The organism is Ferdinandcohnia sp. GQ5 (assembly GCF_059759275.1).
The window spans coordinates 221,607-244,377 of the sequence record NZ_JCAXEW010000007.1 but is presented as its reverse complement, the minus strand read 5'-3'; the positions used below and the strand labels follow the sequence as shown (position 1 = coordinate 244,377).

The following is a 22,771-nucleotide window of genomic DNA, read 5'->3' as shown; positions in this document are numbered from 1 at the left end:
ATTTGTACCAGGTGGACCAAGAGGTTAATTTATAATGAAGGATGCTTACAAAAAGTGGAGCATCCTTTTATTTTGAATAAAATAGGTAGGTGTGAAAAATGCAATTAACTGCTGATTCTATTATATGTTTACACGAGTTATTGATACGTACAGATAATAAGAATTTTATTATTGAAGATCTAGTAACTCATGAATTTTATGAAATGCCAGTGGTATGCATTGATGCAATTGAGTTGATTAACGACGGTTTATCACTTGGTGAAATTGAACACCTACTTATTGAAAAATATCCAGATGAAGAGATTGATTTACTGGATTTTGGCCAACAATTGCTGGAGTTAGATTTAGTAGAAATGGTAGATGGAGCAAAAGTAAGTCTAGAAAAGACACGTAATCATGAAGAATTAGGCCTTAAATGGATATCACCGAAACTAGGGAAGATTTTCTTTAATCGGTTTACTCGTTTTTTCTATCCATTACTTTTGTTAGTGAATCTCTTTCTTTTTGTGAAAGATACTGATCTTTTTCCTCGTTATCAGGATCTTTTTGTCTTTGATACAATGATGTTTAATATTCTTTTGTATGCCGGAATTTCAATTGTTTTAATCTTTATTCATGAATGTGGACATATTTTGGCTATCCGTTCTTTTAATCTTCCAACACGATTACAAATTGGCAGTCGATTGTTTTTTGTTGTATTTGAAACGGACCTTACACAAGGGTGGAAACTCTCCTCAAAGGACCGAAACTTGTTGTTTTTAGCAGGCTTGTATTTTGATAGTTTCATTCTTTTTATTGCCCTAATCTTAAAAATGTCTAACGCATCCTCACACGGGTTTATTAATGGAATTATTAGTTTGATTATTTTCGATATTGTCATCCGGATTATTTATCAATGCTGTATTTATATGAAAACAGATCTTTATTATGTTTTTGAAAATAGTACGGGGAATTATAATTTGATGGAAAGTGGAATTGAATACTTAACAGCATTATTAAATAGAAAACGAAAAGCAGTAAAGAATAAAATAATTGTTTTCTATTCCTTTTTCTTTTTGATTGGAATTTTGTTGACCTTCTCTATGTTTAGCTATTACTATTTACCTCAATTAGTATATATTATGATAAATGTTCTCCCTGGGTTTACTGAGTCAGTATCATCACTAAAATTCTGGGATGCTCTCGTTTTTTGTGCACAAATGTTGATATTCCTTTTACTACTCTCCTACTCATTATTTAAAAAATTCGAAAGTAAGAGAGAATATAGGACTATATACTCAGGTGAGGAAAATAATATATAATAAAAAAAGCATAATCATTTAACTAAGTGAGGATTGATATGTCTTATCAAAAACATAGCACTCTTCTTTTACATGAAGAGAAAAAGGCTTTACGTCTATATTTAATATTGTTTTATAGCATTTTAGTGCTATATGATTTTTTCTATTATTTTATATACCCTTTATTTTTTAACGAAAAGATTGGACTTCCTACTGATTTTGCTTATGGAGCCTATATATTAATAATTGTCCTTATTCCAGTCTCTTTTTATTTAATGAAATTAGGTAAGCTACATTTAATCAAATATTATTATGTGCTGGCATATCTTTTGGTTTCTGGAATGGATGATGTACTCACTTATTGGGGGAGTAATGAAGTTTTTAAGAGTGGGAATGCAGCTGAAATTGTCTTTTTGCTATTCTCTCCTATCTTTATTAATAAGAGATTTTTTCTGACAGTATCAATTGCCATTACAATGAAATATGTATTGATTGGCCTATTATTAGGAAATGGTATTGTAATGGCACCAATCCTGCTAATTGGTATGTTTGCACTTATTGCCTATATCCTCCTAACCCGTTTCTACTCGTATATCGAAGCACTATCGGTAACGCATGAGGAGCTCCGTAATAAGGAGAAGCTTGCTTTTATCGGGCAGATGGCAACTACAATTGGTCATGAAATTCGTAATCCGTTGGCATCTTTAAAAGGGTTTACCCAGCTTCAGCGGGAGAAACATAAAGAGGATGAGGCACAATATATGATCATGGAGCAGGAAATTGATCGGATTGATTCAATTCTTAATGATTTACTGGTTATCGGCAAACCAAGGCAAATTAATGTGACGAAATGTAATCTAAAGAAACTTATTGAGTATGTCCTTTCAATCTTTGAGCAATCTGAGAACGCGAGGAATGTTGTAATTGATCTGAAAATGGATGAAGCTGTTTTAGACATCGATTGTGATGAAAAACAAATGAAGCAGGTATTCTTAAATCTCATCAAAAATGGCTTTGAATCCATGTCAGAGGGTGGTAAGCTAACGATTAATGGCAGCCAAACTGCCAATAACATGTTATCGATTATCATTCTTGATGAGGGCAGTGGAATACCTGAGGATGTACAGGAAAAGCTGTTCCAACCATTCTTTACAACAAAGGATTATGGAACCGGCCTAGGCTTAATGGTGTCTAAAAAAATCATTGAAGATCATAATGGACAAATTAGCATTAATAGTAACCTAGGAAATGGAACAAAGGTAGAGATTATATTACCGATTACGCAATAAAAAAGTCGACTCTGGAAGTCGGCTTTTATTTTTTACAATAAAAATATAATGCTTATTTTTGAAAGATTAAGATAATTTAGCTAAGAAATCGATATGATAGACTTTCTTTGGCCTGCCTCTTAATTTTTTCTGCTTTTTATAAGAAACTTCTGCTACTCCCCTTTCCTCAAGCTTTTGTAAGATACGGTTTGCAGCTCTTTGAGATATCCCAAAATGAATGGCAAGATCATCAGAAACAAGTTCAGTTGTTTGAAGTTTTTCCATAACGGCCATTACTTTTTGGATATGTAATGCAGAAATGCCTATTTGGCTACTAAATTTTTCAATTTGAATGTTCAGTTGATTTGGAATTTGTAAACATGTCTCATCTCCAAGAGGTCCGATTAATTGATCATCTTCGGTCATAATATAGGATGTCCCGCGATCCATTCTTCTTTCTTTGTTGGCGTGTTCAGCATTGAAACGAGCCTCTTGCAAAGTATTTCCGATTCCCCAACCAATATCTATTTCGTATGGTAATGTTTGTTTAAGATCGGACAAAAGCGAACATTGTGTAAACTCATTTGTAATGTCCTTCAATGCCTTATAGTTTGTAATGACTTCAAAATTTAGGAAGTTCCTCTGAATAATAAAGCCATATTGATTTTTTCGATTGTATTCTAGCAGGGCTTGATTCAACATTAACATTTTCCGTTCCAGGTCATGATTCGTATCGGGGCTTATTGTTATCTTTGAAATAGCAATATTCCCAATCACAACTTGATTTTCCGTTAAACGCATCAGTTTGATTTGATTAATAAAATCATTCACTTTTTTAATCATTGATTCTAAGGAAGGATAAACGACTACATGCTTGATTCCGTATTCAGTTAATTTTTTTGATATACTACTAACCCTCGTAAAAGAAAAATCGATTTTGCCAGCTTCATATAAGGTTACATGCTGTTGAAACACGTCATCATATACTGTCTCTGTGTCAAATGACTCAATATCTTCGTTATAAAAGTAGGGGAATTCTTCTTCTTCTAACCATTCCTTTAATCCTAGAAAATTATTTTGTTCAAAAATAAAATCAATTAATGTTCTTGAAATATCAAAATTCTTTTCTTTTAAAATTGTTTTGCATAATGTTTTATAAAAATCACTTTCTTTTAAATCAAAGTAAATGGTAGGTTTTTCAAAGCTCTTTAATTCCTTTTTCATATAAAAATAGGGGACCTGACCACTAAAGATGATGCCATCCATAAAAAGGGCGTTTTTCTCATACATTTCTTTAATTTCATCAAAGTTTTCGTATGGAAGAAACGTAAACTTACATTGCCTTTCAAAAAAGTTTTCTAACTCTCTAATCCACGTTAATGAATTTTTTGCAGTGATGATTCCTAGTTGAAACATCTATTAACTCCTTGTTTTTATCTTTTATTATACTATAGCAAAAATAGGCATTATAGAAAATAGTCAGAATCTTACATTGAAATTATTTATTTTTTCAATTATGATAGAAACCATATTAGGAAGTGGACAAAAGGTGTCCGAAAATAAACCAAAATAAAAGAGGTGATGTGATGGCTCAACCAACAGTTGAAACTCAGAACAATCAAAATCAAAAAGGATATATGCGAATATTAAACTTTATTGAAGTGTTAGGTAATAAACTACCACATCCATTTATGTTATTCGTATATTTAGCAGGATCAATGATTCTGTTATCTTGGGTCGTTAGTCTATTTGATGTGACTGTTGTCCATCCAGGATCTGGTGAAGAGCTAGAAATTAAAAGCTTAGTTTCTGGTGAAGGGCTACAGTTTATATTAACTACAATGTTGGATAACTTTACTGGTTTTAAACCGTTAGGCCTCGTTTTAACAATGATGCTAGGGATTGGACTAGCTCAGAAGGTTGGATTGCTTGAAAGTGCTATAAAACAGTCTATTATGAAAGCGCCTAAAGCGATTATTACCTATGCTGTGTTTTTTGTAGCAATTATGGGGAACATTGCATCTGATGCTGCATTTGTTATCATTCCACCACTTGCAGCTGTTATCTTCCATACTATGGGTAGACACCCGATTGCTGGATTAGCTGCAGGATTTGCGGGGGCAGGGATTGGTTTTACGGCAAACATTCTTGTTGCTGGAACTGACGCACTCCTTTCTGGAATTTCCACAGAAGTAGCAAAAACAATAGACCCAAATGTAGTAGTTACTCCTATTGATAACTGGTTTTTCATGAGTGCTTCTGTATTTGTTCTTACTGTAGTTGGGGTATTTGTCAACGATAAGATCGTTGAACCAAGGCTTGGTTCATATGAGGGTGGCAAGGTTAGCAAGGAATCGCAGGAAGTAGATCCGTTAGAAAAGAAGGCACTTAGAAATACATTGATTGCTGCACTTATTTATATTGGTGCTATTGTAACTTTGATTTATATTCCTAATTCTCCATTAACAAATGAAGATGGAGGTTTAATTCCTTCTCCATTCTTAAGTGGAATCATTCCGATTATTTTTCTTTTCTTTGTTGTCTGCGGTGTAACTTTTGGGGTAACAATGAAGAAAATAAAAAGCACATCTGATGTACCAAAGTATATGACTTCAGCCATTACCGAAATGGCTCCTTATATCGTACTTGTATTTGCAATTGCACAATTTATTGCCTATTTTAACTGGAGTAATCTTGCTACATGGATTGCTGTTAATTGTGCAGAATTCTTAAGTCATGCAAATATCTCGGGCTTAGCTGTTATCATTGGTTTTGTGCTCTTAACGGCATTGCTTAGTTTATTTGTTACGAGTGGTTCGGCATTATGGGCACTCGAAGCTCCAATCTTTGTACCAATGCTAATGCTATTAAACTATCATCCTGCTTTTGTTCAGGTTGCTTATCGTATTGGGGAATCATCTACCAATATGCTGACACCACTTAATCCATATATTGCGATTATCCTCGCATTTATGAATGAATATGATAAAAAAGCTGGAATTGGTACATTGATGGCATTAATGATTCCATACACAATCGCATTTTTAATTATCTGGATTATTATGCTAGTTGTATTTGGTCTATTGGGTATTCCAGTGGGGCCAGGTGTAGGAATGTACATGAACTAATATTAAAAAGTTAGTAGATTATTTGTTTTAGGAGGAGGGATTAATACCCTTCTCCTATAAACATTTAACATCTAAAAGGGGTGACCAAGATGTCAAGAAACTTTTCACAATTGGTAGAAGAGATTTATCCATCAATGGTTGAATGGAGACGCGATTTTCATAAATTTGCTGAATCTGGTTGGGTCGAATTTCGAACTGCTTCCATTGTTGCTTCCAAACTATCAGAATGGGGTTATGAGGTTAAGATTGGTAAAGAGGTAGTCGATCATAATGCTCGAATGGGTGTACCGCCGCAATCAGTACTTGAAATGCATGAAAAAAGAGCGTTAGAGCAAGGCGCAAAAGAAGAGTGGCTCCCATATTTATCTGGGGGATATACAGGCGTAGTTGGTGTATTAGATACAGGAAAACCAGGTCCAACTGTTGGTTTACGATTTGACATGGACGCACTAGATATTCAGGAATCTAACGCAGAAGATCATTTTCCTGTTAGACAAGAATTCCAGTCTGTTAATTCTGGGATGATGCATTCTTGTGGACATGATGCGCATACATCAATCGGTCTTGGACTTGCCAAGCTATTAACAGGAATGAAAGAGGAACTGACGGGTAAAATTAAACTCATTTTTCAACCAGCTGAAGAAGGCGTACGTGGTGCAAAATCCATGGTTGAAGCAGGAGTCGTCGATGATGTTGATCTATTTATTGCAGCACATGTTGGTACAGGTATTCCTTTAGGCGAGGTTGTTTGTGGTTCTAATGGATTTTTATCAACGACGAAATTAGATGTTACGTTTTCTGGACAGGCTGCACATGCTGGAGCAAAACCAGAAGAAGGTAAGAATGCTCTACTTGCTGCTGCTTCTGCGGTTCTTGGCTTACAAAGTATCCCTCGTCATAGTGGTGGAGCATCTAGAGTTAATGTCGGGGTACTTCATGCTGGAAGTGGAAGAAATATTATCCCACAACATGCTCATTTAAAGGTTGAAACTCGCGGAATCAATACTGAAGTGAATGAATTTATGTTAGAAAGTGCAAAAAATGTACTAAATGGCGCTGCTTCTATGTATGGAGTAGATGTTGAATATGACATTGTTGGGGAAGCGCGTACTAGCGATTCAAGTGAAGAATTAATCGAATTTATGCATGAGAGCATCGGGAATGTGACAGGCGTACAGTCTATCGTCAAGGCGTCTTCTTTTGCTGCGGGGTCAGAAGATGCAACCTACATGATGGCTAGAGTAAAAGAAAATGGGGGACTTGCAACCTATAGCATTCTAGGAACTACTTTAGCTGCAGGCCATCATAATGAAAAGTTCGATATAGATGAAACAGTCATGAAAATTGGAGTAGAATCATTTCTACACATCTTAACATCAGTGAAAAATCGACAATGGGGGTAAGTGAAAATTGAACTTTGTTCAGAAAATAAACGACTATATTGAGGCAAAAAGAGACACTTATATCAAAATTAGTGACCAAATTTGGGATTTGGCTGAAACAAGGTTTGAAGAGCATAAGTCTGCGGACGTTTTATGTCAGGCACTTGAAAATGAAGGCTTTAAAGTTGAACGTGGAGTAGGTGGAGTCGAGACTGCATTTACTGGTACCTTTGGAAGTGGAAAGCCTGTTATTGGGATTTTAGGAGAATTTGATGCCCTTTCAGGAATGAGTCAAAAAGCAGGGTCAACCACATATGAACCTCTCGAAAAAAATGGTAATGGTCATGGTTGCGGACATAATTTGCTAGGAACTTCTCCATTAGCAGCGGTTATTGCTGTTAAGCAATATATGGAAGAAAACAATGTATCTGGTACTATTAAATATTTTGGATGCCCTGGTGAAGAAGGTGGTTCAGGAAAAACATTCATGGCAAGAGAAGGCGCGTTCGATGATATTGATTGTGCACTCACATGGCATCCTCATTCAACGAGCGGAATATTTACCCTATCAACTCTAGCTAACTATCAAGTTTATTTTACATTCAAAGGAGTAGCTGCTCATGCTGCAAACTCCCCACATCTAGGTAGAAGCGCATTAGATGCGGTTGAATTAATGAATGTAGGTGTTAATTATTTACGTGAACACATTATACCAGAGGCACGAGTCCATTATTCGATTACCAATACAGGAGGATTTTCTCCGAATGTTGTCCAAAGTGAGGCACAAGTTCTCTATTTAATTCGAGCACCTCACATGAAGGATGTAAGAAGTATATATGAACGTGTTGTAAATATTGCTAAGGGCGCAGCCTTGATGACGGAAACAAAAGTCGAGGTCACTTTCGATAAAGCGTGCTCAAACTATATTCCAAATAATGCTCTAGGGCAAGTGTTACATAAACATTTGGAGAATGTAGGCCTTGCGGAATATAACGAAGAAGAAATGAGTTATGCGGAAGAAATTAGAAAACAAATTTCAGATGATGATGTTAGTAATGCCCTTAATGAGATGAAAAAAGTGGCTGGATCAAAGGCCAACTTAATTACTAGAGACTTTGCATCAAAAACATTCAACGACCTTGTGGTCCCTTATGAAGAATCAAATGGTATTTTGTTTGGTTCATCAGACGTTGGTGATGTAAGTTGGATTGTACCAACAGCACAATTCTTTGGGGAATGCTTTGTATTGGGAACACCACTCCATTCATGGCAGTTAGTTTCTCAAGGAAGAACATCAATTGCTCATAAAGGAATGCTTCAAGCAGGTAAGGTGTTAGCTAATACAGCATTAGATTTATTCCTTCGTCCTGAGGTAATTGAAGATGCAAAAGTTGAATTAGAAGAAAAATTAGATGGAAATCCATATGAATGCCCTATTCCAAAAGGGGTAGAGCCATCACCATTAGCATAATAAGGTAGACAAAAAAGAGGCGCATGATTCATTCATGCGCCTACGCTATTGGACAACTTATTTTACTTCTGCTTTAGAATCATTCACTTCTTTGTTTTGATGCCACATTTTAATATGAGTTAATAGAGTAAATGTAAAAAAGAAATTCATCGCCAGCACGCTAACTAGTAGTTGTAAGTCTCCAAAATAAATGCCGGTATAACCTTTTAACTTTATTACAATGAAGCCTTCAAAAAGTAATAAAAAGAAACTTAAAAAAACTGCAATACCTGTCCGTATCATCATTAGCTCCCCCTTATGTATTGTAAAACCTATTTATATTTTCAGTAATTGTGGATAATTTGTGAACTTACTTAAAATTATACACTACTCTTTAATAATGCGTAAGATGTAAGCGCTGCTAATTATTTGGCAAACATTTTTTCTCAGTTAAGGTGTTGCAAGCAAAAGTAATAATGAATATTCCATAAAAGGAAAATATAGGTTGCCTTCGTTAATGGTGTATACTATAATCAAAAATACGTCTTTTACATATTGTATCGGAAAAATTAGTTCTTTGAGCTTACTTACCATGGATTATCAGCTAATTCATGGTTTTTTCTTCTTGAAAAATGGAGGTGGATTGATGATGGAGGAGAAACATCCTAACTTCGATGAGGAAGCAGAACGATTGGACTTTACGAAAAAGTATATGGATATTGTCATTCAGGCATCAGAGTCAACCGAGGAAAATTTTCGTGAAAATTTAAAGGGAGCCTTAGATGGTGTAGATTTCAAAGACAGTAGCTTGAGCTATCTTAATATGTTAACGAATTCAACCTTACTAAGACGAACGCATGAAGAGGTGCGGAATCTGAAGAGAAACCGCAATAAACCTTACTTTGCGAGAATTAATTTTAATCGAGAAGAAACGGGAAAAGAGGAGGTTCTCTACTTTGGCAAGGTCTCTCTCTTTGATAAGGAAACCCAACAGCCTATAATTGTGGATTGGCGCTCACCTGTTGCAAATCTCTATTATGATGGCCGCCTAGGAGATGTATCATATGAGGCTGAGGGTGAAGAGTATAATGGGTATTTAGCATTAAAGCGCCAGTTTATCATTGAGGATGGGGAACTCGCGGAGATTCGAGATGTTGATTTAACAACTACCGATGAGCTTCTGCAAAAATCGTTGTCTGAGAGTGCGAGTAACCGCTTAACCGATATTGTATCAACCATTCAAGAGGAGCAAAACAGTATTATTCGTGCGGATCTGAACAAACCCATTATTGTCCAAGGCGCCGCTGGAAGTGGGAAAACAACAATTGCCCTACACCGCATCTCTTATTTTATATACACCTATGCAGAATATTTTTCTCCTGACCAGCTGATGATTCTAGCACCGAACCGCCTTTTTATTGATTATATTTCTGAGGTGCTTCCCGAATTAGGTGTTGATCACATCCAGCAAACGACGTTTGTTGATTTTGTGAAAAAATGTCTTGGAAAACCCATTAAGCTCACAAAAGCAGATTCAAAGCTACTCGGATTCATCCATGATGAATATAAAAATGCTGAAATGATTAAATGGATTTCAGCTTTCAAAGGCTCCCTTGAGTACCGTGATATGCTTGAGCATTATGTGGAGGATATTTTAAGCTCGTTGCTACCAAAAGAGGATTTCTTTGTTTCAAAATTTCGGCTATATAAGGCGAGAGATATTCATCATTTAATGACCTATGAATATCGCTATCTTCCATATTATAAGCGAATCGAAAAAGTGAAAAAGGTGCTTCAAAACACAGTCCGTTTGGAAAAGAAAAAAATGCTTCATAAAGTGACAAAGTTTTATGATGATAAGCTTGATAACGTATTATTCAAAACTCAAATTGATCCGGAAAAGCGTCGTCGCTATGTGACAAAAGCGCTCGATAAAAAGGCAGAGCTTATTGAAGAAATTACGAAGCAATCCCGTACAGCTGTTAATACCTATATTAAGAAGCTTCCACATCACGATGTATTCTACTATTTTCAAAGGTTTGTGACGGAACTATTTCCCACCTACGCTTCAGGGTATCTGACGGATAAGCAAATCCAATTCTTTATGGACTATCAGAAACAATTAAAAAAGTCATATGAGCTTGAGGATTTAGCTGGGCTTTTATTTTTGAAAGCAAAACTTTATGGTGTTAAAAAGGAGCTGAAGGCTCGCAATGTTGTCATTGATGAGGCGCAGGATTATAGCTATTTTCAGCTAGCAGCATTAAAAACAGCACTTGAAACTGACATGTTTACGATCGTAGGGGATTTAGCCCAAGGAATTCACTCTTACCGAGGCATTAACAACTGGGCAACAGTTAGGGACAATATTTTTCCGAGGGCAACCTATAAAACGCTACAAAAAAGTTACCGGACGACAATTGAAATTATGAATGCAGCAAACCAATTACTTGAGCTACTGCACTTAAATCTGCCAATGGTTGAGCCGGTTGTCCGTCACGGAAAAAAACCTGTTTTTCATCAAATTAGTGGGTCTGAGAAAGAAACTGTTCACACCATGACTGAGGTAATTAAGACTCTTTATGATGACAATATGAAAACAGTGGCAATCATAGGCAAGACCAATAAAGAGTGCCAAAAACTAGCGAAAGCCTTCAATAAGTATAGTGCTCTTCCCGTGCAGTTTTTAAAAGAGAATGAGGAAATTAATAAGGAAGAGGTCGTTATTGTCAGTTCGCATCTATCAAAAGGATTGGAATTTGACGCAGTGATGATTTACTCTAACGAGGAAGTCTTCGATCATAATGAAATAGAGATCAAGCTTCTATATGTATCCATGACCCGTCCATTGCATCGGCTACACTTTTTCGGAACGGATCTTACGAATTTTTTACTAGATAAAGTGGATGAGGAGTTATATGAAAAAACGCAAAACACTTGATAAGTGCTTTGCGTTTTTTTGTCTAGCTCCAGGCGCCACCGGCTCTCTGGTCTAAGCCTATCGATTCGGAAGGTTGGGGTTGTCTTTTGCTTGTCGCCTAAAGCTGAGTGCCCTTCACTTTTCTTTTTAAAATACTTTTGTTGTCCAAGATTCAACATTCCATACATCTGTCACAACATCATGATAAAATTCAGGTTCGTGGCAAATAATCAGGATGCTTCCTTTGTATTCTTTAAGGGCACGCTTTAGTTCATCTTTTGCATCAACATCAAGATGGTTTGTCGGCTCGTCAAGAAGGAGGATGTTTGTATCTCTATTAATTAATTTACAGAGACGTACTTTTGCTTTTTCCCCACCACTTAATACTTCAACTTTGCTCTCGATATGCTTTGTAGTCAAGCCACACTTTGCAAGTGCTGCACGAACTTCATACTGGTTGAAGGAAGGGAATTCACTCCAAATTTCTTCAATACAAGTATTATAGTTAGCTTCTTTAATTTCTTGTTCAAAATAGCCGATTTCTTGGTTCTCACCTAGCTCAACTGATCCAGATAGTGGCTTATTCATGCCAAGGATGCTTCGTAATAGAGTTGTTTTTCCAATCCCGTTTGCCCCAACCAACGCAATCTTTTGGCCTCTTTCCATGCGAAGATTTAGTGGTTTTGAAAGTGGATCATCATACCCAATCACAAGGTCCTTCGTTTCAAAAATAAGCTTACTTGACGTTTTACCTGTTCTAAAATGGAATTCTGGCTTCGGCTTTTCCTTCGCAAGCTCAATGACTTCCATTTTATCGAGTTTCTTTTGGCGTGACATTGCCATATTTCGTGTAGAAACACGCGCCTTGTTTCGGGCAACAAAGTCTTTAAGCTCAGAAATTTCTTGCTGCTGCTTTTTGTAGGCAGCCTCAAGCTGTTGTTTTTTCACCTCATAGACTTTCTGGAAGTTATCATAATCCCCAACATAGCGATTAAGCTCTTGATTTTCCATATGATAAATAAGATTAATTACACTATTTAAAAATGGAATATCATGCGAAATCAGGATAAATGCATTTTCATATTCTTGAAGATAACGTCTAAGCCAGATAATGTGCTGCTCATCCAAATAGTTGGTAGGCTCATCGAGTAATAAAATATCTGGTTTTTCAAGTAAAAGCTTCGCAAGCAATACCTTTGTACGCTGACCACCACTTAAATCTTGAACATCACGCTCAAGTCCTATATCCTCTAAACCCAGTCCACGGGCAATTTCATCTACCTTCGCATCAATAACATAGAAGTCATTGTTTGTAAGAGTATCCTGGATAGTTCCTACGTCCTCAAGCATTTTTTCAAGTTCTTCAGGGGTTGCGTCACCCATTTTTCCGTAGATTTCATTCATTTCAGCTTCCATATCAAAAAGATATTTAAAGGCATTATTTAATACATCGCGGATGGTCATTCCTTTTTCGAGCACCGTATGCTGGTCGAGATAGCCAACGCGAACATTTTTTGACCATTCAATTTTCCCTGCATCCGGCTCAATTTTACCAGTGATAATATTCATAAATGTTGATTTACCTTCACCATTAGCTCCAATCAACCCGATATGTTCACCTTTTAACAAACGAAATGAAACATCATTAAAAATTGCACGATCACCAAAACCATGGCTCACATTTGAAACTGATAATATACTCATCTATTTACACCTTTTTCATAGTTTAGTTTCTCGACAAATTGCACTATTACGATTATAAACGAGAAATCAAGCGGTTGGAAAGGGTACTTTATTAGTAGAACAGTAAAAATTTTCTTTTCGTTAAATAATCTGTGGACTTGCCTCATATCTATTTAGTATTGATAAAAAAAGATAAGGGGCTACAGGATGAAGACTTTCTTTAAAGGAACATTGTTACTGATTATTGCAGCATTTATTGGTGAGTGTGTTGAGTTCTTAATTAATCTCGTTCTGGCAAAAGAGCTTGGTGGGCACGGAATGGGATTATATATGACCATTTTGCCCTCCATCTTTTTGGTTGTCATTTTGGCAAGTCTTGAGCTACCTATTTCCATTTCGAAATTTATTGCCGAAAAAGAGGACAGGTATCACAAGAGCATGCTAAAGCATGCCACTGTTTTAACAACTGTTTTTACAGCGATTATTATTTCACTCGCATTTGTGATTCTACCGGTCATCCCTGTTTTTGATGATTACCATCCATTTGTTAGATGGCTAGTTATATTGTTTATTCCTATCGTTTCATTTCTCTCGATTGCCAGAGGATATTTTATGGGCATTCAATCGATGGGGCGAATTGCATTTGCGAATTTCCTCCGTAAAGCAGTCCAGTTAATCTTGTTAGTGTTTATTTATCAATTACTTGAATTTGAGATTCATACTTCAATCCTTATCGCTTTGTGTACACTTGTTGCAAGTGATTTAATCGTTTTTGGTTATTTAGGATATGAGTACCTTATTCACTATCGCAGATTAGGTCACCGGCCGACATCATCACTAAGTGGAAAAGCTGTACGCAAAAACCTGCTTGCTGTTTCCTTGCCGACAACTGGAATGCGGATTTTCCATGCTATTTCACATGCTGTTCAGCCATTTTTAATAAAGGCAGCCCTTCTAAAAGCAGGCATGCCCGCAGCAGTAGCAACTGAGCATTTTGGGTTGATGACTGGGGTCGCGTTAACAATTGGCTTTTTCCCAGCGTTTATTGCGCACTCATTATTGATTGTGTTAATACCAACTGTATCTGAGGCATACGCAAAGAGAGATATGTCTATGTTGCAAAACCTGCTAAAACAGGTGATGAGAATGACCTTTTTGTACGGGGTCCCAGCCTGTGTAATTTTTTACTATTTCGCAGAACCACTGACACATATATTCTTTGAATCATCAGCAGCAACCGTGTATTTGCAAATGTTATGGCCATATTTCTTATTCCACTTCTTCTTAATCCCGATGCAAGCTTATTTAATTGGGCTAGGGTTGGTAAAGGATGCGTTTATCCATAATGTATGGTCAACTGTCGTATCATTTGGGATTATGTTTGCCTTGGGCTCCCTTCAAACACTCCAAATGGAAGGAATCATCATTGGCATGAATATGGGCGCTGTTTTACTTGCATTTATGCATTACGTAACAATCTGTAGGAAAATTGGTGTTTCAGTGTTTTCAATCAAGTTTTTACACACGGCGCAATAGTTTGTTTTGTTTGTCTTTATAGTAACTTTGTGATAAAATGAGCATGATTAATGTCTAGCAGTCATTAGTCACATTTTTTATCTTAATAAGAAAGTATCATTTTAATAAATGAAAATGCATTTTTAAAAAGATTGGTAAATGGTAGAATACGATTAAGTCTAACCATGGCCTAGCTTCTATTTGTGTAGAAGTTAGGCCATTTTTTATTGCTTTTTAGGAGGATAATAGATCGGATGTTTAGGAGTTACATGACAAAACAGGAAGAATTAACACAAATCAGCAGCTATGTGAGCAAACAAATAAAATCAAAGTTTGGTAAAGGACCCGAAACTTGCTTTACGTCGATTTCGGAACAATACATTGTGGTTCACATAAAAAGATTCATGACAAAAATTGAATATGAGCTCGTTGAAAAGGAGGATATTGAAACCGCCGAGAGAATCCGAAAAAATATTATGGAAGACCTATTTGTTCCTATTCAGGAAACGTTAGAGGAGCTATTGCATATAAAGATCAACCAATTGTATCAAGACTGGAACTTCCAAAAAAACACGGGTGTGCTTCTGGTGGAAGTGGTTCAAGAAGAGAGGACGCCTTCGGAAAATTCGCTTGAATTTAAGTTGCTACGAAACGAGATCAGCAGACAAAGTGAATTTTATCAATATCAGCCAAAAGAGCTTGAGTTCACAAAAATCGGTTCAACAATTTATATTATTAGATTTGCGGGATATTTACTGCCAATTGAAAGGTTGTTAATAGAGAAAGGTATGCACATTCTCTCAGAAAGGGAAAATAGAGTTCGAAACAACTACAATGCAAATATAAAGAGATTCAGCAAGATTACAAAAAAAGAAATAGATGATATCTTTATGATTTGGAATTATGACAAAGATGTAAGCTATAAAGTTTTTTATTGTAAGTAAGAATTTCCTAATAAAACCTACCGAAAAAGGCAAACTAAACGTGTATGTGGAAAAGCAAGGGAAACGATGCTACAATAATAGAGGCTAATGAATATAAGGTCATTGGTTATTGTAGTGAATTCCCTAAAGGTGGGAATCACATGGATTTACAGGAAGGATTAAAATACATAAGTAGTTACACAAGCAAACTTCTTCGTAATAAATTTGGACGGGGACCTGAAGCCTGTTTTGCGGCTACAGCCGACCAATTTTTAGTTTTGCAAATCCGTGGTTTCATATCTCCAATGGAAGAGGTCCTTTTACAGGAGAATCAGCGTATTCAAGTGGAACATGCAAGAGATGTTATTATCAAAAGTATTGTAGCAGAATTAAAAGGTGTATTTCAGGTAACCCTTGAAACGGAAGTAAAGACATTTTTTCATGATTGGAACTTTCCGAATAATACAGGCGTCATTATTGCAGAATTGGAAAATCCATTAATACCAATGAAAAAGAGTGAGGAAATTAATTTTTCACTTCTTGAATCCGAAGTCGCAAGGATTAGCGAACTCGTTGAAAAGACTCCTGAGGAAACGTCTAGTTTCCAAATTTCCCCGAAAGTTATTATCGTGAAGCGTGAAGGAATATTGGTTCCTATTGAAAAGGCGTTAATCGAGGAAGGCTTTAAAAAAGAGCTCCATTTTACAAAGGACGATCTTGAAAAAAAATATCTGCACCGCTATGGAAAGTTTGATCAAGTATTTCAGCGTACGGTTACCGATATCTTTGTTGACTGGAACTTTAAAAATGATAACAGCTTAATTTGTTTTATTTTATAATAAATATGGTAAATGCGAGGATGTCCTATTTGGACAAGCCTTCGTCATGGCCTAACTTCTATTTATGAGGTTAGGTCTTTTTTCTTTTTGGCTATTTTCGTAAACTTTGTTGCTTTTTGATCCGATTATGCGAGGGATATATTATTGTCCATTCAGTGATTTCAGTGGATGGTACGAGATCCTCGAAAATGCTGGCATTTTCTTCGTGCGGTGTAGTTTCAAGGAAGCAATTCAACGTCCTGCGGGAATAGCGAGCCAGGCGAGACCCCGCAGTGAAGCGAGGAGGCTTGCGGATCGCCCGCGGAAAGCGAGTACCAGGAGCGGAAATCACCCTACAATTAAAAACAACAATCTGTTAGAAAGGAGCCTTCTTTTTTTAATAAAATAGAGAAAAGGTTGGGGAGAAAATGGGAAAGAGAAGATGGAAGGCATTAAATTTTGCGATATTTCTGTGTTCAGTGATTTTGGTATTGGGTCAATTCATTTTTGTTGGTTTTATGAATCGGTGGGAAGTGTATCTCTTCCTAATCGTATTAATTGCATCACTATTTTCTATTTTTGAATCGCGTAAAAATCGAGAGTTCCGCTTTTTGGTGGAAAATGCTCCATATGCAATTGTTCTGATGCGTGAAGAGAAAATTTTCTATATAAATGACATGGGGAAATTTCTTATCGGTGCTTCAGACAATCATTCAGTCATCGGACATCCGCTGTATGATTTTGTCCAATATGAAGCTAATGAGACAACGAGAAAAGTAGAAAAAGGACATAAATTTAAAAAGATAACAGAAGGAACAATTGACCATCCGGTATTAGGCGAAATTTTTGTAGAGTTAAAAGTAATGCCGATTACCTACAAAGGTGATAGTTGTCAATATATAGTCATCCGAGATGTTACGGAAGTGAAGAAGAGCCAAGAGCTTCTTCAACAAACGGATAAACTTTCGATGATTGGTGAAATGGCAGCAGGGATAGCCCACGAGATTCGAAATCCACTTACAAGTTTAAAGGGGTTTGCACAACTTTTACAGGATGAAAAAGCTACAAAAATGATTAATGGTTACTCCGAAATCATGGTATCCGAAATAGACCGGATTAACACTATTGTTGGTGAAATGCTATTACTCGCTAAGCCCAAAAAACTTGAGCTTAAGAAAGCAAAGCTCACAACGATTTTGAATGAAGTGGTGTTTCTCTTAGATACACAGGCAATTCTGCATAATATCCGAATCAAAACAGCCTATGATGATGAAATAAAAAATGCGTTCATCAATTGCGAAGAAAATAAACTGAAGCAAGTCTTTATTAATATTTTGAAAAATAGTATCGAGGCAATCGATGATGGAGGAATCATCGATATTACGTTATATCCAAAAGGGAACAATGCGATACTTCGCTTTGCTGACGATGGTTGTGGGATCCCAAAGGACAAATTGGAGAAAATCGGCAAGGCGTTTTTCACAACTAAAGAAAAAGGCACAGGCCTTGGTTTAATGATCTGCCAAACCATTATTCAAGAGCACGGCGGCCAACTAACAATCGATAGCGAGGAAAACAAAGGCACAACCATAGAAATTACATTGCCGTTAATATCTGCAGGTCTTCATCTGGGATGAAGACTTTTTATTTTGGGGCTGTTGGGCGAGTGAGGGGCATTGGTGGGATGCAAGATTTGAGCTCAAGCTGAGCCGCTCGTGTGAATGAAGTCCCGAACGCGACTGGAGCTGTCGTGCAAAGTCCTTCATAACGTCGATGAAGTCCTGGACACAGGCAGGATCCGCGCGTAAAGTCCTTCATAACGTCGATGAAGTCCTGAACACAGGTAGGGTCCGCTCGTAAAGTCTTTCATAGCATCGATAAAGTCCCGAGCACAGGCAGGGTCCGTTCGTAAAGTCTTTCATGGTGCTGATGAAGTCCCGAACACCAGGAGATCCTGTGCGTAAGGTCATTCATAGCGTCGATGAAGTCCCGAACGCAGGCAAATCCTGCGCGTAAAGTTCTTCATGGTGCTGATGAAGCCCCGAACGTCAACAGATTTCATGCACAAAGTCCTTCATTGCAAGGACGAAGTTCGTTAGGTGTGCTCTTTTTTTAAAGTTAAGGTCTTCATCAAATGATGAAGACCTTAACAGAAGACAAATAATGAACTTAGTCATCCGAATCCAATTGCTTCACAACTTTTAATCCACTATCAGCATCTGGACCTTTCTCCGCGATATACTTTAACACCGAAAGCTTATTATTCCAGAACTGGTCGAAATAACTTAGCCACTCGTGCAGCTCGGATAACGATTCGGGCTGAAGGCGATAGCGTCTTTCTCTACCAACTTTTTTGCCGCTCACTAAATTGGCCTCAGCAAGAATGTGAAGATGCTTTGCTACGGCTGTCCGGCTCATCGAAAAGTGACTTGTTATCTCTGAAATAGGGAGTTCCTTATTTGAAAGTAAACGGAGCACCTCTCTGCGTGTTGGATCAGCAATCGCTTGAAATACATCATATTTCCCGGCTGACTCTGCCACTAATTAGTCGCCACCTGACGAAGTTTTTGTACAATACCTACCCAACCGCCATTCATTGTTTCGCGGATTTCTGAAGCTTTACGATTTGCTTTACCAATAATTTCTTCAGAATCTTTCCAACCGCCATGTATGAGGGTGAACTCAGTTTTTCCATCGACTTCTTTTAATAGAAACTCCACAACCCAACCTTCCGTGTCCCAGGCAAAAGTAAGAAGATGTGGCGCCTCTACTTTTAACACTTTACATGGAGAGGGGCCGAAAGGAGATTGGATATGAAATTCATGGCCTTCCTCCGCTACTAAATCATTTGGCATGAACCAAGTCCCAATTCCTTCCCCGTTCGATACAAGGTCCCATACTTTTTCAATAGGTGCTTCAATTAAAACAGTTTGTTTTATATCAGGTGTTTTTGCCATAATAAAATCTCCTTTATGATTAAATAAAACCATTTGGTTTTGTATTTTGATTATATGAAACCAAAAGGTGTTATGTCAATAGATTTTCATATGTAGTATAAGCATTAATGTTGTGGATAATTCTGGTGGTTTTGCAAGAAAGATTTTGTCCCTGATATATTGAATGTGACAAAAAATAGGAGTATGCTAGAATATGTAATTTATAATCTTGTTATTTTACCATATTATATTGAGGGGGAATTTCCCTATGGATATGCTAACGATTCTTGGACTAGCTATCTCTTCTGGAGCGACAATTGCTCTATTAAAAATTATCGCTATTGATATTATATTATCTGGAGACAATGCTGTAGTAATTGCAATGGCTACCAGAAACCTTCCAAAAGACCAACAAAACAAAGCTATCTTTTGGGGAACGGCAGGAGCGGTTATTCTACGTATTTTATTTGCGGCCATCATTGTTTACTTGCTAAAAATTCCTTATGTGAATGTGATTGGTGGAATATTACTCCTTTTCATTGCCTATAAGGTTTTAGTTGAAGAAGAAGGAGAAGCACATGTGAAGTCTACAAATGGCATTATGGCAGCCATTGGTACGATTATCATGGCAGATGCTGTAATGAGTCTTGATAATGTAGTTGCAGTTGCGGGTGCTGCCAACGGTCACATTGGTATGATTGCACTAGGTGTTTTCATTAGTATTCCTATTATGATCTTTGGTTCTAAGTTCATCGTAAAAGCAATGGACAAATATGCTTGGATTTCATACGTCGGTGCAGGTATTCTTGCATGGACAGCAGGTGAAATGGTGATGAAGGACAAGGGATTTACTAACTTCCTTCACATCGAACATGGTCCAGTTTCATACTTAATCGCAGCAGTATTAACCGTTCTAGTATTAGGACTAGGATACTTGAAAAACAAAAAGATTGCTGCCAAAAAAGAGATTCAAAAAGCAGCTTCAAAAACAGCATAATAAAAAGTAGTAGTAAAGGCCGAATCGTTTAGAGATTCGGCCTTTTTCTTTTACATATGACAATACCAGAGGCTAATTGAAAAAACCCCATAATGTCTTTTATGGGGCAAGATTAATTATTTTGCAATTTTATGAAGCTTTGTGATGATGCTTAACGAGCGACCTGTTCCGATTGCAACTGATTCGAGTGGATTTGGTGCAAGGTGTACCGGGACAACAATTTCTTGGCTGAGCCAATCCTGCATGCCATTTAATAACGCGCCGCCCCCTGTTAAAATAACCCCACGATCCACGATATCACCACTTAATTCTGGTGGGCAATCCTCTAGGGTTGCGCGGATTGCTTCTAAAATATGAAGTAGTGATTCTTTTAGTGTTTCTTGAATTTCGGTTGAACGCAATGTAATGGTTTTTGGAAGGCCAGTGACAAGGTCACGTCCACGAATATCCATTGTTTTTGCTTCGTGTTCAACAAGTGCATAGCCGATTTCGAATTTAACCTGCTCAGCAGTATGCTCTCCGATAAGGACATTGTATCTTTTTCGTACGTATTGGATAATATCCTCATCAAACTGGTCTCCGCCAATTCTAACGGAGTTGCACGTAACAACACCACCAAAGGAAATAATCGCGACCTCTGTATTGCCTCCACCGATATCTACGATTACGTTTGCGACTGGTTCATCAACTGGTAAATCCGACCCAACGGCTGCTGCAACAGGTTCTTCAATTAAATAAACTTGTTTGGCACCACATTGTCTAACTGCGTCTTGGATCGCACGTCGCTCGACAGATGTAGACCCAGAAGGTGTACAAACGACAACATTCGGTTTACGAAGCGAATAACCTGTCTTTTGACTCACTTTTTTCATGACATGACGAAGCATGTCAGCAGTCATATTGAAGTCAGCAATTACACCTTTACGCAAAGGGCGAATGGCTACGATTTTTTCAGGTGTCTTACCGATCATCCTTTTCGCTTCTGCCCCAACGGCAATAACTCTGTTACTTTCGGTGTCAACCGCCACTACTGATGGCTCATTAACGATGATACCTTTATTTTTCGTATATACAAGAATATTTGCAGTTCCTAAATCAATTCCGATTTCCACGTTTGAAAACATTGTTTATCTCCATCCTTTATAAAGTTTGGGGTTATATTTCTAATAGACTAAAAATGGTTTTCCGAAACATTTTAAGTCCACATTGTATTTATAAAAGTAGTCATTTCAACCCACTCACTCTATAAAGATTCACAAAAAAATGTCGATTTTTGGGGGTTGTTGTCAGATTGTAAAAATTGAAATATAGGAGAAATATATGAGGAGAATGGCAAAATGTTCAAAAAACACGTAAAATAGTATTAGATGTAACACTCCAAAAAGGAGGGCGAAAACAATGGATTTTTCAAGTATTGTGTCAGAGGATAAAATTCGTAAGGCCTATAAAGAAGGGGAGTTTGATAACTTACCTGGATATGGGAAACCTCTCAAGCTTGATGATGATTCTGCAATTCCTGAGGACCTTCGAATGGCTTATCGGGTCATGAAAAACGCAGGGTTCATCAATGAAGAAACCGAGATAAAAAAAGAACTTCTTACAATTGAGAATCTCATTAATAACTGTGAGGATGAAGTTCAGCGCCAAATCTACCAGAAAAAACTAAATGAAAAACAATTTCGCTTAAACCAAATTCTAAAAAATAGAAAGACTTCGCATTCAGCCGTTTTTAAAGACTACCAAATGAAATTGCATAATAAATTCAAATAGTGGAGGAGGGCAAAACATTGTGTTTTGCTCTTTTTTTTGGAAGGAAGAGAAAAGTGATTGTATTAAAACGTATTTATGAGCCTTCTAGTGCGGAAGATGGAAAAAGAATATTAGTGGACGGGATTTGGCCACGAGGAATTTCAAAGGAAAAGGCCCAACTTGACAAGTGGATGAAAGAAATCGCTCCAAGTACTGAGCTTCGTAAAGAATTCAACCACAAACCCGAAAGATTTGAAGAATTTAAGGAACATTACATAATAGAACTGCAACAGACTGAGGAGAAAAAAATCGCGTTAAATCAGTTGCTAGAGATGGCGAAGGAAGAAAAAGTTACTCTTTTGTATGGTGCAAAGGATGAAGTACATAACCAAGCGGTCGTGCTGAAGGAAGTATTGGTACGTGCAATGGACGAGGCCCAAAAGGGTTAGTGGCAGTGATTTTGAAATAGCAGCAGTAATTCAGAGTTAGTGGCAGTATTTTTGAAATAGCGGCAGTAATTCTGAGTTAGTGGCACTATTTTTAAAACAACGCCAGTATTTTCACAGTAATTAAATCCACCATATCAGGTTGCTACCTTCCACCAAATCAATAATAGCAATTATTTGACTAACTTGTATATACAAGTTAAACTACAACTACAAATAAGTTTGTTTCCTTTATGAAATACTACAAACATGAATTACTTATATGGTGGTGTAGCA

19 protein-coding genes are annotated in these 22,771 nt (G+C 37.0%); 13 read left to right on the top strand and 6 right to left on the bottom strand.

Annotated elements, in window-relative coordinates:
• Nucleotides 1-98: 98 nt before the first annotated feature.
• On the top strand, nucleotides 99-1,301 hold the full coding sequence (locus tag AC6CHV_RS11140) for a hypothetical protein (RefSeq protein WP_341329951.1): 1,203 nt from the start codon (nucleotides 99-101) through the stop codon (nucleotides 1,299-1,301).
• A 38-nt stretch (nucleotides 1,302-1,339) separates the two neighbouring features.
• Complete coding sequence (locus AC6CHV_RS11135) at nucleotides 1,340-2,569, top strand: ATP-binding protein (RefSeq protein WP_341329952.1); 1,230 nt, start codon at nucleotides 1,340-1,342, stop codon at nucleotides 2,567-2,569.
• Between the two features lie 66 nt (nucleotides 2,570-2,635).
• Here AC6CHV_RS11135 and AC6CHV_RS11130 read toward each other — a convergent pair whose 3' ends face one another.
• Nucleotides 2,636-3,964 carry a helix-turn-helix domain-containing protein gene (locus tag AC6CHV_RS11130; RefSeq protein ID WP_341329953.1) on the bottom strand — a complete coding sequence of 443 codons (1,329 nt, stop codon included), beginning with the start codon at nucleotides 3,962-3,964 and terminating at the stop codon, nucleotides 2,636-2,638.
• A gap of 170 nt (nucleotides 3,965-4,134) precedes the next feature.
• Here AC6CHV_RS11130 and AC6CHV_RS11125 point away from each other — a divergent pair, with 170 nt between their 5' ends.
• The 3 genes from AC6CHV_RS11125 to AC6CHV_RS11115 all read left to right on the top strand — a co-directional run bounded on the left by AC6CHV_RS11125 (nucleotide 4,135) and on the right by AC6CHV_RS11115 (nucleotide 8,529).
• Complete coding sequence (locus AC6CHV_RS11125) at nucleotides 4,135-5,676, top strand: AbgT family transporter (RefSeq protein ID WP_341329954.1); 1,542 nt, start codon at nucleotides 4,135-4,137, stop codon at nucleotides 5,674-5,676.
• An 89-nt stretch (nucleotides 5,677-5,765) separates the two neighbouring features.
• Nucleotides 5,766-7,079 (top strand): amidohydrolase, encoded by a 1,314-nt coding sequence (locus tag AC6CHV_RS11120; protein ID WP_341329955.1) that lies wholly within the window; start codon nucleotides 5,766-5,768, stop codon nucleotides 7,077-7,079.
• 7 nt (nucleotides 7,080-7,086) lie between these two features.
• Nucleotides 7,087-8,529, top strand: coding sequence for a M20 family metallopeptidase (locus AC6CHV_RS11115; protein ID WP_341329956.1), 1,443 nt, complete (start codon nucleotides 7,087-7,089; stop codon nucleotides 8,527-8,529).
• A 57-nt stretch (nucleotides 8,530-8,586) separates the two neighbouring features.
• Here AC6CHV_RS11115 and AC6CHV_RS11110 read toward each other — a convergent pair whose 3' ends face one another.
• Nucleotides 8,587-8,811 carry a hypothetical protein gene (locus AC6CHV_RS11110; protein WP_498078914.1) on the bottom strand — a complete coding sequence of 75 codons (225 nt, stop codon included), beginning with the start codon at nucleotides 8,809-8,811 and terminating at the stop codon, nucleotides 8,587-8,589.
• Nucleotides 8,812-9,154: 343 nt separating this feature from the next.
• Between AC6CHV_RS11110 and helD the strand changes: the two genes are divergently transcribed.
• Entirely contained in the window at nucleotides 9,155-11,449 is a 2,295-nt protein-coding gene (gene helD, locus AC6CHV_RS11105) for an RNA polymerase recycling motor HelD (RefSeq protein ID WP_341329958.1), read from the top strand.
• Between the two features lie 126 nt (nucleotides 11,450-11,575).
• Here the strand turns inward: helD and AC6CHV_RS11100 are convergent, their stop codons facing one another.
• A complete protein-coding gene (locus tag AC6CHV_RS11100; RefSeq protein ID WP_341329959.1) occupies nucleotides 11,576-13,132 on the bottom strand; it encodes an ABC-F family ATP-binding cassette domain-containing protein in 1,557 nt (518 codons plus the stop codon).
• Nucleotides 13,133-13,318: 186 nt separating this feature from the next.
• Here AC6CHV_RS11100 and AC6CHV_RS11095 point away from each other — a divergent pair, with 186 nt between their 5' ends.
• The 4 genes from AC6CHV_RS11095 to AC6CHV_RS11080 all read left to right on the top strand — a co-directional run bounded on the left by AC6CHV_RS11095 (nucleotide 13,319) and on the right by AC6CHV_RS11080 (nucleotide 18,004).
• Nucleotides 13,319-14,647, top strand: coding sequence for a polysaccharide biosynthesis protein (locus AC6CHV_RS11095; RefSeq protein ID WP_341329960.1), 1,329 nt, complete (start codon nucleotides 13,319-13,321; stop codon nucleotides 14,645-14,647).
• Between the two features lie 233 nt (nucleotides 14,648-14,880).
• Nucleotides 14,881-15,570: a Na-translocating system protein MpsC family protein gene (locus AC6CHV_RS11090; protein WP_341329961.1), complete on the top strand. Its 690-nt coding sequence runs from the start codon at nucleotides 14,881-14,883 to the stop codon at nucleotides 15,568-15,570.
• A 140-nt stretch (nucleotides 15,571-15,710) separates the two neighbouring features.
• Complete coding sequence (locus AC6CHV_RS11085) at nucleotides 15,711-16,388, top strand: Na-translocating system protein MpsC family protein (RefSeq protein WP_440272650.1); 678 nt, start codon at nucleotides 15,711-15,713, stop codon at nucleotides 16,386-16,388.
• 407 nt (nucleotides 16,389-16,795) lie between these two features.
• Nucleotides 16,796-18,004: an ATP-binding protein gene (locus tag AC6CHV_RS11080; protein WP_341329963.1), complete on the top strand. Its 1,209-nt coding sequence runs from the start codon at nucleotides 16,796-16,798 to the stop codon at nucleotides 18,002-18,004.
• Between the two features lie 532 nt (nucleotides 18,005-18,536).
• On the opposite strand, the gene AC6CHV_RS11075 is transcribed toward AC6CHV_RS11080, so the two are convergent.
• Complete coding sequence (locus AC6CHV_RS11075; protein ID WP_498078913.1) at nucleotides 18,537-18,908, bottom strand: metalloregulator ArsR/SmtB family transcription factor; 372 nt, start codon at nucleotides 18,906-18,908, stop codon at nucleotides 18,537-18,539.
• Nucleotides 18,908-19,324 (bottom strand): SRPBCC domain-containing protein, encoded by a 417-nt coding sequence (locus AC6CHV_RS11070; RefSeq protein WP_498078912.1) that lies wholly within the window; start codon nucleotides 19,322-19,324, stop codon nucleotides 18,908-18,910. The genes AC6CHV_RS11075 and AC6CHV_RS11070 overlap by 1 nt, the downstream gene beginning before the upstream one ends.
• 247 nt (nucleotides 19,325-19,571) lie before the next feature.
• Here AC6CHV_RS11070 and AC6CHV_RS11065 point away from each other — a divergent pair, with 247 nt between their 5' ends.
• Complete coding sequence (locus tag AC6CHV_RS11065; RefSeq protein ID WP_341329964.1) at nucleotides 19,572-20,300, top strand: TerC family protein; 729 nt, start codon at nucleotides 19,572-19,574, stop codon at nucleotides 20,298-20,300.
• Nucleotides 20,301-20,416: 116 nt separating this feature from the next.
• Here AC6CHV_RS11065 and mreBH read toward each other — a convergent pair whose 3' ends face one another.
• Entirely contained in the window at nucleotides 20,417-21,424 is a 1,008-nt protein-coding gene (mreBH, locus tag AC6CHV_RS11060) for a rod-share determining protein MreBH (RefSeq protein ID WP_121448761.1), read from the bottom strand.
• Nucleotides 21,425-21,698: 274 nt separating this feature from the next.
• On the opposite strand from mreBH, the gene AC6CHV_RS11055 reads away from it, so the two are divergent.
• Entirely contained in the window at nucleotides 21,699-22,070 is a 372-nt protein-coding gene (locus AC6CHV_RS11055) for a DnaJ family domain-containing protein (RefSeq protein WP_498078911.1), read from the top strand.
• A 53-nt stretch (nucleotides 22,071-22,123) separates the two neighbouring features.
• On the top strand, nucleotides 22,124-22,498 hold the full coding sequence (locus AC6CHV_RS11050; RefSeq protein WP_498078910.1) for a DUF488 family protein, N3 subclade: 375 nt from the start codon (nucleotides 22,124-22,126) through the stop codon (nucleotides 22,496-22,498).
• The last annotated feature ends 273 nt before the right edge of the window (nucleotides 22,499-22,771 follow it).

Excerpts from the sequence above, each read along its gene's own strand:
- AC6CHV_RS11140 (WP_341329951.1), top strand. The coding sequence starts at position 99 with ATGCAATTAACTGCTGATTCTATTATATGTTTACACGAGTTATTGATA.
- AC6CHV_RS11135 (WP_341329952.1), top strand. The coding sequence starts at position 1,340 with ATGTCTTATCAAAAACATAGCACTCTTCTTTTACATGAAGAGAAAAAG.
- AC6CHV_RS11130 (WP_341329953.1), bottom strand. The coding sequence starts at position 3,964 with ATGTTTCAACTAGGAATCATCACTGCAAAAAATTCATTAACGTGGATT.
- AC6CHV_RS11125 (WP_341329954.1), top strand. The coding sequence starts at position 4,135 with ATGGCTCAACCAACAGTTGAAACTCAGAACAATCAAAATCAAAAAGGA.
- AC6CHV_RS11120 (WP_341329955.1), top strand. The coding sequence starts at position 5,766 with ATGTCAAGAAACTTTTCACAATTGGTAGAAGAGATTTATCCATCAATG.
- AC6CHV_RS11110 (WP_498078914.1), bottom strand. The coding sequence starts at position 8,811 with ATGATACGGACAGGTATTGCAGTTTTTTTAAGTTTCTTTTTATTACTT.
- helD (WP_341329958.1), top strand. The coding sequence starts at position 9,155 with ATGATGGAGGAGAAACATCCTAACTTCGATGAGGAAGCAGAACGATTG.
- AC6CHV_RS11100 (WP_341329959.1), bottom strand. The coding sequence starts at position 13,132 with ATGAGTATATTATCAGTTTCAAATGTGAGCCATGGTTTTGGTGATCGT.
- AC6CHV_RS11095 (WP_341329960.1), top strand. The coding sequence starts at position 13,319 with ATGAAGACTTTCTTTAAAGGAACATTGTTACTGATTATTGCAGCATTT.
- AC6CHV_RS11090 (WP_341329961.1), top strand. The coding sequence starts at position 14,881 with ATGTTTAGGAGTTACATGACAAAACAGGAAGAATTAACACAAATCAGC.
- AC6CHV_RS11085 (WP_440272650.1), top strand. The coding sequence starts at position 15,711 with ATGGATTTACAGGAAGGATTAAAATACATAAGTAGTTACACAAGCAAA.
- AC6CHV_RS11080 (WP_341329963.1), top strand. The coding sequence starts at position 16,796 with ATGGGAAAGAGAAGATGGAAGGCATTAAATTTTGCGATATTTCTGTGT.
- AC6CHV_RS11070 (WP_498078912.1), bottom strand. The coding sequence starts at position 19,324 with ATGGCAAAAACACCTGATATAAAACAAACTGTTTTAATTGAAGCACCT.
- AC6CHV_RS11065 (WP_341329964.1), top strand. The coding sequence starts at position 19,572 with ATGGATATGCTAACGATTCTTGGACTAGCTATCTCTTCTGGAGCGACA.
- mreBH (WP_121448761.1), bottom strand. The coding sequence starts at position 21,424 with ATGTTTTCAAACGTGGAAATCGGAATTGATTTAGGAACTGCAAATATT.
- AC6CHV_RS11055 (WP_498078911.1), top strand. The coding sequence starts at position 21,699 with ATGGATTTTTCAAGTATTGTGTCAGAGGATAAAATTCGTAAGGCCTAT.